The organism is Streptomyces sp. VRA16 Mangrove soil, from assembly GCF_017377775.1.
GTDB lineage: Bacteria > Actinomycetota > Actinomycetes > Streptomycetales > Streptomycetaceae > Streptomyces.
Genome location: NZ_JAFVLN010000037.1, coordinates 1 through 12,623 on the forward strand (window position 1 = coordinate 1; position 12,623 = coordinate 12,623).

The window sequence follows — 12,623 nt, forward strand, 5'->3', positions numbered from 1 at the left end:
CTCCCACCCCGCCACGCCCCCCACACCGCACAGGCAACCTCCGCCCCCGCCTGAATTCCTTCGTCGGCCGGGAACCCGAACTGGCCGCGATCCGTTCTGACTTGCGAGGAGCACGCCTGGTCACGCTCACGGGTCCCGGCGGCTCCGGCAAGACCCGCCTGGCCGAGGAGGCAGCAGCCCCCGAGCCCCAGGCCTGGCTGGTCGAGCTGGCGCCGCTCGACGATCCGCGTGCGGTCCCGGGCGCGGTCGTCAGCGCACTGGGCCTGCGCGAGACGTTCCTGATTACGAACGAGAGATCGGGACCGGCCCACGACGACCCGACCAGGGTCCTTCTGGAGCACTGCGCCCACCGCAGCGAGCTCTTGATCCTTGACAACTGTGAACATGTGATCGACGCGGCGGCGGAACTCGCCGAGACCCTCCTGACGCACTGCCCGGGTCTCACGATCCTCGCCACCAGCCGTGAACCCCTGGGAATCCCCGGGGAGTCCGTGCGCCCAGTCGAGCCGCTGCCCCCGGACCCCGCCCACCGCCTGTTCGCGGAGCGGGCCGCCGCGGTGCGCCCCGGTTTCGACCCCACGCAGGACGCCGACGCCGTCGCCGAGATCTGCCGCCGCCTGGACGGCCTGCCGCTGGCCATCGAGCTGGCCGCGGCCCGCCTCCGTCTGCTCACCCCACGCCAGATCGCCGACCGCCTCGACGACCGCTTCCGCCTGCTCACCGGCGGCAGCCGCACCGTCCTGCCCCGTCAGCAGACCCTGCGCGCGGTCGTCGACTGGTCCTGGGACCTGCTCGACGACCGCGAGCGCACCGCCCTGCGCGAGCTGTCGGTCTTCGCCGGCGGCTGGACCCTGGAAGCGGCCGAAGCCGTCTGCTCCCCGGCCCCCACGCCCCCCGCGGAGCCTGACACCGGGCCGCACACCGAGCCGCGGACCGGGCCGCACGCGGCAGCTCCCACGGCCGACGTCATCGGCTCCCTCGTGGACAAGTCCCTGCTGATCGCCACGCCGTGCGACCGCGGGCTCCCCGGCATGCGCTACCGCATGCTGGAGACGATCCACGAGTACGCCACCGAGCGTGCCGCCGAACTCCCCGCCCTGCGCCTGGCTGCAGAGCGCCGCCACCTCGCGTACGTACGCGCCCTGGTCGAGGAGGCCGACCCCAAGCTGCGCTCGGGGGAGCAACTGCCGTGGATCCAGCGTCTGGAGACGGAGCTCGACAACATCAGGGCGGCCCTGACCAGGGTCACGAGCACGCCCGGTCTCGTCGACGAGGAGACCGCGGTCGCCCTCGCCCTGCACATGGGCTGGTTCTGGTGGCTGCGCAACTACCGCCAGGAGGGCGGCGGATGGGTGCAGACCATCAGGGACATGCTGCCCGCGCCGGGGGACCCGGGCGACACCGGTGACCCCACCGACCCGCTCTACTGGCCGCGGATGAAGCTGCGCCTGCTGGCCCTCTTCCTGGTGACCGAGTCCACCCCGCAGGAAGTCATCCGCAGCGAGGCCGACCGGGCGTACATGGTGCGCGTGCGGGCCGCCTTCGAGCCGCCGAGCCCGGAGGGCGCCATGTTCCCGGGGATCATCTGGCCGTTCACGCTCTTCGTCCTCGACGGGCTGGAGGACGTGCGCGAGGCGCTGGACCGCACCGTCGTCAACTGCCGCCGCTTCGGCGGGGACTGGGAGGTCGGCGTCTCCCTGATGTTCCGCACCCACACGGTCGTGGACATGGCGGGCAACATGCAGGGCGTGGACGAGGACCTCGCCGAGCTGCGGGAGATCAGCCGCAGGGTCGGCGACCGCTGGATGCGCGCCCAGGTGTGCAGCGCGGCGGGCGAGGCCGCCATGGGCCGCGGCCGGTACACGGAGGCGCGCGGCGAGTACGAGGAGGCGCTGCGGCTCGCCTACGAGGTCGGGGCGTACGCGGAGACACCGTTCCTGATGGTGCGGATCGCCGAGATCCACTACCGGGAGGGCGACCGGGACGCGGCGCGGAAGGCCCTGGACGCGGCGAGCGAGGAGGCGGAGCAGTACGGGGTCACCGACACCTCGGCCGTCGTGAAGGTGATGCGGGCGCACCTCGCCCTGACCGACGGTGGGACGGCCCGCGCGCGCGAGCTGTGCACCGAGGCGTACGCGCTCGCCGCGGCGGGCACCCCGCCCCCGCAGTTCCTGGCGATGATCGGTCTGATCGACGCCCGTGTCAGGGCCGCGGAGGCGGGTCCCGCGGCAGGTCTGGCCGTCCTCACCGACGTGCTGCGCGCCGCGCTGGAGGGGCGCTGTGCGGAGTCGGTCACGGCGGGCCTGGTCGACGTGGGGGCCGAGCTGCACGCGCGCCGCGGTGACGTGGCGCGGGCGGTCCGGCTGTTCGCCGCGTCCGACGCGCTGCGCGACGGCGCGCCCCGGTCGATGCCGGAGCGCGAGGAGTGCGCCGCGGTGGAGTCCCGCGCGCTGACCGAGCTCGGCGAGGCACGGTACGAGGCCGAGCGCGCGGCGGGCGGCGCGCTCACCGAGGACGGGATCCTGGCCGAGGTGTCGGCCCCCGCCACCGACGGCTGACCCGCGCGCCCGTGCCCCGGGTCAGCTGCAGGTGAACCGGGACTGAGCCCAGTCGGCGAGTGCCACGGCGCCGCCCGGCCCCTGCGGTTCGACGACGAGCCGGATCGTCTTGTGGCCGGACAGGTTCACATGGACCGGCACCGCCGGGTCGTTGCCGCGGATCACCTGCGACTGCCAGGCCCGCACCCCGTCGACGTAGACGGAGAACCGGACGGCGCCCAGGCCGAGCGTCATGTCGTCGACGCCGACGAACGCGTCGTAGGCGGTGCAGGTGCGGTTCAGGTCGACGGTGACGGAGGACCGGGCGTGCACCGTGACTCCGTGCGCGTACTGCTTGTCGGCGATCGACAGGCCGTAGCGCTGCCAGACCCAGCTGCTCTCGCTCAGCCGCATCTCGGGCTTGGAGCCGTCGCCGACGAGGTTGTAGTCCAGGGCGCTCAGTTGGTAGACGGCGGGCGCGGGTGGCGGGGGAGTGGGCTTCTTCGGCTTGGGCGGCGTCGGCTTCGGGGTGGGCTTGGGCGTGGGCTTCGGCGTCGGCTTGGGTGTGGGCTTCGGGGTGGGCTTCGGCGTCGGAGTCGGCGTCGGAGTGGGGGTCGGCGTCGGCTGCGGCGCGGGAGGCTTCGGCTTGGGCGTCGGTGTCGGGGTGGGCGTCGGCGTGATGGGCTGCGAGACCGGCGGCTTCTCCCGCTTCGCCTCCGGCTCCTTCTTCGGCTCCGCGCCGGTGAGCGCGATGGCCAGCGCGGCGGCGGTCGCGGCCGCCACCACACCGGCGGCGATGCCGGCCTTCGCGGGCGCGCCGAGCCCCTCGGACGCGGCGGCGCCGGCCGCGCCGCCACCGGACGAGCTGCCGCCCGCCGCCGCGGCGGCACCGGCACCCGCCGCACCCGCGGCGCCACCGCCGATGAGCGCGGCCGCCTTCGCGTATCCGGCGGCGCCGAACCAGCCGATGACCGCGACCGGCACGACCCCCGGGATACCGCTGGCGACTTCCTTGATCTGACCGGCCGCGAGGCGGCACTTGGCGCACTCCTCCAGGTGCTTGCGCAGACCGCGCTCGGCCCGGGTGCGCAGGCTGCCACGCGCGTAGGCACCGAGCCGGTCCGCGTAGCGGGAGCACTCCTCGGACTCGGTGAGGGTGGCCGAGACGTGCGCCTGGAGGTACGCCTCCTTCAGGCCTTCGCGGGCGCGCTTGGCGAGCACGCGCGTGCCGTTGGCGTCCAGCCCGAAGAGCGTGGCGACCTCACTGGGCGACTCGTCCTCGACCTCGGTGTGCCACAGCACGGCCTGCCAGCGCTCGGGCAGCGAGCGGAAGGCCTGCATGGCCATCGAGTGCTCGGCCTCCTGCATGGCCCGCACGTCGGCGCCGAGCTCCAGTGTGTCGTCGTCGGACACCTCGTTCGAGCGGGCGGCCTGGGCGGCGAACACGGCGAAGTCGTCGACCAGCTGCTCGCGCCTGGCCGACTTCGTCCATGACGCGGCGACGCGCCGCACCGTGGTCAGCAGATAGGCGCGCACCGCGTGCTCGGGCCCGCTGCCGCCGCGGACGGCCTGCAGCATGCGGGCGAACACCTCGGCGGTCAGGTCGTCGGCGGTGTGGCCGTCGCGGCAGCAGGTGCGCGCGTAGCGGCGCACGGCGGCGGCGTGCCGACGGTACAGCTCCTCGTACGCACTGTCGTCGCCGCCGCGCATCCGTCCGATCAAGTCGGCGTCGGACGAAGGCAGTTCACCGCTCGCGGCGGCGGGTGCGGCGGCCTCGCGCTGCGGTGGTACGGAGATGTCGGCGTCGCTCACCTCGCCGGCGGACCCGCCCGGGGTGCGCCCGGGGCCGCCCTGGCTCGGTACCTGCGCCGCGGTCACGTCGTCCGCGCCCGCCCCGCCACCTTCGGGCCGCTGCTCGCCCTGCCCGTCAACGCTCATCGCGGAAGCCCCCGCCTGCCCACTTCACGGCCGATCACCGGGAAAGCGTGCCACACGGGGAGCGCGCGGCGGCCCACTGTGCACGGCAACCACTCATCCGTGGAGATTTCCCACCCGCGAGCACTACCCTCGCTCCACTCAGGGAAGTCTCAACGAACCTCAGAACCAGGCAAGTTGACGGGCCCGGACACCGAGCCCCGACTCCGGAAACAGGGCCGCCCGGAGCCGCGGGGTCGAAGACCCCGGCCCCGGGCGGCCGAGCCGTGAACGATCAGGCGGACGCGGGACGCGACCGCAGCCCTTCCAGCAGGATGTCGAGCAGCCGGGCCGAGGCCGCCGCCTGCTGAGCGGCGTCCGGAAGGGACGGCGCGGCCGTCGCGATGACCAGCAGCACGTCCGACACGGTCACGTCGGAACGGAGCTCACCGGCCTCTCGCGCGCGATCCACGAGCCGCCCCACGACCTCGAGCAGCGCCGCCGCCCCCGCGTCGTCCGCGGGCACGCCGTCACCGTCCTGCGCCGACCGCTGCTCCACGAGCCGCAGATCGGGTGCCGCGCTGCGCTGTTCAGGAACCCGCGTCTCATCACGTACGGAGTCGGACCGCTCGTCGGCCACGCCCACCCGCAGCACCTGCGGCGGAAGCAGCCGGCCCGCGCCCGAGGCGACCGAGGTCCGCAGGAAGCGCGAGAGCGCCGACCACGGCTCGTCCTCCTGACCGAGCGCCGTTCGTGCCTGGTCGGTCAGCCGGGAGGTCTCCTCCTCGGCTATCCGTCGCACCAGAACGTCCTTGCTGGGGAAGCGCCGGTAGACCGTGCCCACGCCGACGCGGGCGCGCCGCGCCACGTCCTCCATGGGTGCCCCGTACCCCAGCTCGCCGAAGACCTCGCGGGCCGCGCGCAGCACATGCTCCAGATTGCGCTGGGCGTCCACCCGCAGCGGCGTGGAGCGCGAACTGTCGGCCGCGCCCCGGCCGTTGGCGCCGCCCGAGACACCCGAAGGTGCCACGGAAGACGCGGAGGTCCAATGAGTGTCCTGAATGTGCATATCTGTTCCCCCGGTAATGACGTCTCCCCCCGGAGACACTCCCCGCCATTGTCTGCCGGAGCGTGAGGAACAGACAGCGGTTTCCGGGCCGCCCCTGCGACCCCGCCCGCGCATCCCCCGACACCCCGACAGCACACGAACATAGTTGAGCCGGAGTCAATTCAGAAGGGGCAGGTTCCGCACAGAGCGCCCCCCGAACGGAGTACGCGGCGATTCCGCCCCGATTGCACCCCAGCCCCCCACCCCCGTACCCCGCCCTGACCTGCACTTCTTCCCTGAGGCCAGGAGGGCGGCCCAACCGGTGCGCGGCCTTCCGCTCCGTCACACAAATCGCGGGGCCTGTGGACAAAATCGAGGGTCCGATGCGTCATGGGACGGTGACGATGCCAAGGACGCCCTCACCGGAGCCGAAGCAGCACCCCGCCCGCATCCTGGTCGTCGGCGGCGGCTATGTCGGGATGTACACCGCCCTGCACCTGCAGAAAAGGCTCAAACCCGAACTGCGGGCCGGGACCGTGGAGATCGTCGTCGTCACCCCCGACCCGTACATGACGTACCAGCCGTTCCTGCCCGAGGCGGCGGCCGGATCCATCTCCCCGCGCCACGTCGTGGTCCCGCTGCGCCGCGTCCTGCCGGACTGCGACGTGATCGTCGGCGAGGTCGTCGCGATCGACCACGCGAAGCGCACGGCCACGTACACGACGCTCGCCAGCGACGAGGAGGGCACGGGCCCGGCCCCGCTCACGTACGACGAACTGGTCCTGGCCCCCGGCTCGATCTCGCGCACGCTGCCGGTCCCCGGCCTCGCCGACCACGGCATCGGTTTCAAGACGGTTGAGGAGGCCATCGGCCTGCGCAACCACGTCATCGAGCAGCTCGACATCGCCTCCTCCACCCGCGACCCGGCGATCCGCGACGCGGCGCTCACCTTCGTCTTCGTGGGCGGCGGCTACGCGGGCGTGGAGGCGCTCGGCGAGCTGGAGGACATGGCCCGGTACGCGGCGAAGTACTACCACAACGTCAAGCCCGAGGACCTGAAGTGGATCCTCGTCGAGGCCAGTGACCGGATCCTGCCCGAAGTCGGCCCGGAGATGGGGCAGTACACGATCCGCGAACTGCGCGGCCGCAACATCGACGTACGGCTGGAAACCCGCCTCGAATCCTGCGAGAACCGCATCGCGGTCCTCTCCGACGGCTCCCGCTTCCCCACGCGTACGGTCGTGTGGACGGCCGGCGTCAAACCGAGCCCCCTGCTCGCCGCCACCGACCTGCCGCTGACCGAGCGGGGCCGCCTCAAGTGCACGGCGGCCCTCGCGGTCGACGGCGCCCCGCACGCCTGGGGCGCGGGCGACGCCGCCGCGGTCCCCGACCTCACCGCCGAGGAGCCCGGCACCGACTGCGCGCCCAACGCCCAGCACGCCGTCCGCCAGACCAAGACCCTCGCCGACAACATCGCGGCCTCGCTGCGCGGTCAGCCGTTGACCGACTACCAGCACGCGTACGTGGGATCCGTCGCCTCGCTCGGCCTGCACAAAGGTGTCGCGCACGTCTACGGACGGAAGCTGAAGGGCTACCCTGCCTGGTTCATGCACCGCGTCTACCACCTCAGCAGGGTGCCCACCGCCAACCGGAAGGCCCGAGTCCTGACCGAATGGATCCTGTCAGGACTGTTCAAGAGGGAGATCGTCTCGCTCGGCTCGCTGGAGCGGCCACGCGCGGAGTTCGAACTCGCGGCCGGTCGTGTCCCTCCTGAGGACCCATCCGCACCCGGCTCGAAGAGCCCGAACGGCCCGAAAGGGTAGCCCTGACCCCCGAGTTGACGCCCTGCTGACCGGAGCGCGGAACTCCCGCCCGCACCCCGGCGTCTGACGTTTGTCAGTACGGTCGGCCAGACTGGTCCCCGACCATGGGCGGGCCGAGCGCCCTCCCTCGACCCCACGAGGCTTCCCCCAAGTGAACTTCACGCGCTGGAGCGCCCGGCTCCCCGGTACGCAGCGCCGCGCCGCGGCGCGGGCCGACCACGGCGTACCCCAGCGAGGCGACGGCGCGGTCCCCGCGGCCCGCGCCGAGCAGCTGCCCGACGACGAGCGGAAGGCGGCGGGCGTCGACGAGCTGCCGGTCCGCGAGGTCCTCGACCGCATCCCGGCGCTCGTCGCCCTGGTGCACGGCCCCGAGCACCGCATCGCGTACGTCAACGACGCGTACGTCGCGGCCTTCGGCGACCGCCCCCTCGGCGAACCGGCGGCGGAGGCACTGCCCGAGCTCGACGAGCTGAGCCTGTTCCCGCTCCTCGACCAGGTGCTGCGCAGCTCCAAGCCCCGTACGGTCAAGTCCCGCAAGACGTCCGGTGGCCGCTCGTACACCGTGACCTGCACCCCGCTGGAGACGGCCGAGGGCCCCGGCGTCCTGATCTTCGCCGCCGACGTCACCGACCACGCGGAGGCCGCCGAGCGGCTGCGCACGAGCGAGCGCCGCCAGCGCGAGACCGCCGTCACGCTGCAACGCTCGCTCCTGCCGCAGGAGTTGGAGGAGCCCGACGACCTGCGCATCGCCGCCACGTACCAGCCCGGCGGCACCGAGGCCGCGGTCGGCGGCGACTGGTACGACGTCATCACCCTCGGCGGCGGCCGCACGGCCCTGGTCATCGGCGACGTCATGGGCCGGGGAGTGCGGGCCGCGGCCGTCATGGGCCAGCTGCGCACCGCGGTCCGCGCCTACGCGCGCCTGGACCTCCCGCCGCACGAGGTCCTGCAACTCCTCGACGGCCTGGCTACGGAGATCGACCCGCATCAGATCGCCACGTGCGTCTACGCCGTCCACGACCCGAACGAGGGCCGCCTCGTCTACGCGTCCGCGGGCCACCTCCCCATCCTCGTGCGGGACGAGAACGGGACGATCCACCGCGGCGACGAACCGACCGGCCCGCCGCTCGGCACCGGCGGCTGGCTGCACGCGTCGGGCTCGGTGCCGCTCGGCCCCGGCTCGACGGCGGTCATGTACACGGACGGCCTGGTCGAGCGGCGCGACGAGGACATCGACGAGGGCGTGGCGGCCCTGGAGCACGCCCTGGCCGGCGCGACCGGCACGCCGCAGGTCATCTGCGACCGGCTGATCCGCGCCGCGGGCGTCACCGCCGACCACGACGACGACGTCGCGGTCCTCGTCCTCCAGCACCCGGCCCGCAAGGGCCCCGACGGCGAACTGTTCCGCAACGCCGCGCTGGAGCTCCTCGGCGGCGTCGAGGCCGCCCCGCGCGCCCGCGCTTTCGCCTCGGGGGTGCTGAGCAGCTGGCGCTTCACCCCGGAACTCCACGATCTGGGCGTCCTGGCCGCCAGCGAACTCGTCGCGAACTCGCTGCAGCACGGGATCCCGCCGATGCGGCTGCGCCTGCGCCGCACGGACCGCCGGCTGATCATCGAGGTCACCGACGGCGACGACCACCTGCCGCGCCGCCGCCGCGCCGAACCGGCGGACGAGACGGGACGCGGCATCGCCATCGTGGCCACCATCGCCTCGAACTGGGGCTCGCGCCGCACACCGGGCGGCGGCAAGGCGGTGTGGTGCGAGTTCGTCCTCCCAGACAAGCACTGACAAGCACCGGCAGGCACCGGCAGGCACCGGCAAGCGCCGGAAGGCGCCGGAAGGCACGGGCAGGCGTGACCATGAACTGCCGAGCATTGCCCGCGAGCCCTCTGGGCAAGGCGGTGCGGGACTGCTATCAGCTCCGTATGACAGAAGCAGCAGATGCCGCATCCGCCTCTGGTTTCCGTCTCACCGGCAGCGCTCCCGAGCGCTACGAGCAGTACGTCGCTCCGCTCATGGCGCCTTTCGTGGCCGTGCTCGTGGAGAGTGCGGAGTTGCGCCCCGGCGCCACGGTCCTCGACCTGGCCTGTGGCACCGGCTTCACGGCGCGGCTCGCCGCGGCCCGGGTCGGCCCGACGGGACGCGTCCACGGCAGCGACGTCAATCCGGAGATGCTGAAGGTCGCGGTGGCGCACCGCCCGCATCTCTATCCCGACATCGAGTTCGCGCAGGCAGCGGCCGACGGGCTGCCGTACGAGGACGGCGCGTTCGACGCGGTCCTGTGCCAGCAGGGCGCCCAGTTCTTCCCGGACCTGTCGGCGGCGTGCGCGGAGGCCGCCCGGGTCACGGCCCCCGGCGGCCACTTCGCGGCGACGACCTGGAGCCACCTGGACCGTTCTCCGTACTTCCTCGCCCAGCGCGAGCTGGTCGCCACGTACGCGGGAGAGGAGGCGGCGGCCGATTTCACCCGTGCCTTCGCCGTCACCGGTGACGTCCTCGCCGGCGCTCTGCGTGAGGCGGGCTTCCAGGAGGTGGCGGCCGTCCCGGTCACGCTGGACGTGACGCTCCCGCCCCTCACCGACTACGCCCCCGGCCACCTCTCGGCGCTCCCCTGGAGCACGCTGACGGGAACGGAGGCCCTGCGCACGGTCGGCCCCGCTTTCGCCAACCGCTTCGCGGACCGCACGGCCCCCGACGGCACAGTGACCCTCCCCTTCACGGCGACGCTGACGACGGCGGTCCGCTGACGGCGGCGGTCCGCTGACGAGGGCGGTCCGCCGGCGCGAGGGAGCACCCCGGACGCAGAAGTGGCCGGCGCCCGCCGGCACCGGCCACTTCTCTGTTCAGCCCTGCTCCGCTCAGGCGTCCGCCGCGGCGGGCTCGGGCGTGCTGCGCATGACGACCCGCGAACCGGCCGACGACGGCTGGTCCTGCAGCGGGGTGAGCCGCTTGCCGAGCCGCAGCGCCAGGAAGGTGATCCCCAGCGAGAACAGCAGGAAGGTCACGATGTACGGCCCGTGCAGCGCGGCGCCCATGGGCCCGCCGACGGCCGGACCGACGGCCAGCGCGAGCTGCTTCACCAGCGCGAAGGCCGAGTTGTACGAGCCGACCATGCCCGCGGGGGCGAGGTCGGCGACAAGCGGCGCCACGGTCGGCGACAGCATCGACTCACCGAGCCCGAAGAGCGCGTACGTCGAGATGAACGCGGCGGTCGCCATGGCCTGGCTGCCGTGCCCGAGCCCCGCGTATCCGGCGGCCAGCCACGCGACGGCCCAGATGAGCCCGACGGCGGCGATCACACGCGAACGCTTGCGCCGCTCGACGAACTTCAGCACGGCGAACTGCGCGACGACGATCATCGCGGTGTTGGCGGCGAGCGCGATCCCGAGCGTGGACGCCGAGATACCGGCGGCCTCGACCCCGTACGCGCTCAGCCCCGACTCGAACTGCCCGTAGCAGGCGAAGAACAGCACGAACCCGAGCCCGCACAGCTGCACCATCGCCCGGTTCCCGAGCAGCGCCCGCATGCCGCCCTTGCCCCCGCCCTTTGGCACGGCCTCGCCGATGGTCGCCTTCGGCATCCGCACGGTCAGCACGATCGCGGCGAGCACCAGGAACATGACGGCCTCGATGCCGAACAGCCGCAGGAAGGACTCCGGCCGGGTCTCGTCGACGATCTGACCGCCGATGAGCCCGCCGATGCCGAGCCCGAGGTTCTGCAGGAAGAACTGCATGGCGAAGGCGCGGGTCCGCGTCTCCTGCGTCGAGCACCACACGATCATGGTGGCGAGCGCGGGCTGCAGCACCGCGGTACCGGCACCGAGGACGGCGGCGGCCGCGATGGCCGCGGGCTCCGTACTGGCGAGCCCGAGCCCGACCGCACCCACGGCAGCGACACCGGACGCCGTCAGCAGTACGGGCATGGGGCCGCGCCGGTCGATGGCGCGGCCGGTGAAGGGCAGGACGACGAGAGCGGCCATGGCGAAGGCGGCCAGCACGATGCCCGCCGCACTCGCGCCAAGATCCCGGACCTCCGCCACATAGACGTAGAGGAACGGAACCGTGAAGCCCACGCCGAACGAACTCAGCGCGCTGCCGATCTGTACGCGCCGCATCGCGGCGCCCATCGCCCTGGTCACTTTCACCTGCCCTTTCAGAGAAAGAAGCCCCCAGGACCAACCACCAGCGGTTAGCTCTGAAGACTTCGAAGCTAAAGTTAGAAGCTAAACTGTACAGCTCGAAGGACTTCAACGCCAACCGCTGCCGTGCCATACTTCGCGGCATGGCAGCCGAGCCGACCCTCGAAGAGCAGATCGCCGCGTACCAGCGCGAGTTCCAGGACCTGGACCCGCAGGTCGAGCAGATCGTCTCGGCGCTGGGCAGACTCAACCGCCGCATGAACGTCGCGTACGGCAGGCAGACCGCCGAGATCGGCATCAGCAACGCCGAGTGGGAGGTCCTCAAGGCCCTCGTCCTCTCCGGCGCCCCGTACCGGATGGGCCCCGGCGAACTCGCCAAGCGGCTCGGCCTGACCCCCGCCGCGATGACCCACCGGATCGACCGCATGGTCCAGGAGGGCCTGGTCACCCGTGACCGCGACGAGAACAACCGGGTCCGCGTCATCGTGGAGCTGACCTCCGGCGGCCGCGAGAAGTGGCTGGAGGCCATGCGTCTTGCGACGGTGTTCGAGGAGGACCTCCTCCAGGACCTCAGCCCGACGGAGCGCACGGCCCTCGGCGAGGTCCTGACCCGCCTGCTGCGCCGCGTGGAGTACGCCCAGCCGGACGCCGGCGGCCGCCTCAACGACCTCGACTGAGCGCCGGGGACCGGCCGCGAACTGGGGGGTTGACGCGGGTCTACCCGATCCGTATAGTTCTTCGGGTTGCCGCGGAGCCGTAACGGTTCTGCGACAGCAACTCCCGCCGCTGATGCGGCACTCAAACCACCAGCACGATCTCCCAACGGGACTGATTTCGGCTTGCCCGAATTCAATTCGAAATTGGGTTGCGGCTGACCTGATCGCTTCGATTAGGAACTGCCGCCGGGATCCGCTAAAGTTTGGGACGTCGGAACGGCCCAACAGCCGGAAAGACAAGCCCCGCTGACTGGGAATCAGGCCCGAAAGGATCTGATAGAGTCGGAACCGCCGGAAAGCCGAAAGGCCGGAAAGCGAAGCAAGACCCCGAGGAAATCGGCCGGTGAAACGGTCTGATAGAGTCGGAAACGCAAGAAAGAAAGACCGAAGGGAAGCGCCCGGAGGAAAGCCCGAGAGGGTGAGTACAAAGGAAGCGTCCGTTCCT

General features: G+C 72.4%; 8 protein-coding genes. 5 read left to right on the plus strand and 3 right to left on the minus strand.

Annotated features, from left to right (window positions below; all coding sequences use genetic code 11):
• On the plus strand, window positions 1-2,558 hold a 2,558-nt coding region (locus tag J3486_RS43575), incomplete at its 5' end, for an AAA family ATPase (protein WP_229379612.1).
• A 21-nt stretch (window positions 2,559-2,579) separates the two neighbouring features.
• Here the strand turns inward: J3486_RS43575 and J3486_RS43580 are convergent.
• Both J3486_RS43580 and J3486_RS43585 read right to left on the minus strand, forming a co-directional pair.
• Window positions 2,580-4,475 (minus strand): sigma-70 family RNA polymerase sigma factor, encoded by a 1,896-nt coding sequence (locus J3486_RS43580; protein WP_207830900.1) that lies wholly within the window; start codon window positions 4,473-4,475, stop codon window positions 2,580-2,582.
• 271 nt (window positions 4,476-4,746) lie between these two features.
• On the minus strand, window positions 4,747-5,520 hold the full coding sequence (locus tag J3486_RS43585) for a TetR/AcrR family transcriptional regulator (RefSeq protein WP_207830902.1): 774 nt from the start codon (window positions 5,518-5,520) through the stop codon (window positions 4,747-4,749).
• A 383-nt stretch (window positions 5,521-5,903) separates the two neighbouring features.
• Between J3486_RS43585 and J3486_RS43590 the strand changes: the two genes are divergently transcribed.
• The 3 genes from J3486_RS43590 to J3486_RS43600 all read left to right on the plus strand — a co-directional run bounded on the left by J3486_RS43590 (window position 5,904) and on the right by J3486_RS43600 (window position 10,070).
• On the plus strand, window positions 5,904-7,322 hold the full coding sequence (locus tag J3486_RS43590; protein ID WP_207830905.1) for an NAD(P)/FAD-dependent oxidoreductase: 1,419 nt from the start codon (window positions 5,904-5,906) through the stop codon (window positions 7,320-7,322).
• 151 nt (window positions 7,323-7,473) lie between these two features.
• On the plus strand, window positions 7,474-9,111 hold the full coding sequence (locus J3486_RS43595; protein WP_207830908.1) for a SpoIIE family protein phosphatase: 1,638 nt from the start codon (window positions 7,474-7,476) through the stop codon (window positions 9,109-9,111).
• A 137-nt stretch (window positions 9,112-9,248) separates the two neighbouring features.
• On the plus strand, window positions 9,249-10,070 hold the full coding sequence (locus tag J3486_RS43600; RefSeq protein ID WP_207830911.1) for a class I SAM-dependent methyltransferase: 822 nt from the start codon (window positions 9,249-9,251) through the stop codon (window positions 10,068-10,070).
• A gap of 111 nt (window positions 10,071-10,181) precedes the next feature.
• On the opposite strand, the gene J3486_RS43605 is transcribed toward J3486_RS43600, so the two are convergent.
• Window positions 10,182-11,450 carry an MFS transporter gene (locus J3486_RS43605; protein WP_207830930.1) on the minus strand — a complete coding sequence of 423 codons (1,269 nt, stop codon included), beginning with the start codon at window positions 11,448-11,450 and terminating at the stop codon, window positions 10,182-10,184.
• Between the two features lie 155 nt (window positions 11,451-11,605).
• On the opposite strand from J3486_RS43605, the gene J3486_RS43610 reads away from it, so the two are divergent.
• Window positions 11,606-12,139: a MarR family winged helix-turn-helix transcriptional regulator gene (locus J3486_RS43610; RefSeq protein WP_207830926.1), complete on the plus strand. Its 534-nt coding sequence runs from the start codon at window positions 11,606-11,608 to the stop codon at window positions 12,137-12,139.
• Window positions 12,140-12,623: the final 484 nt, after the last annotated feature.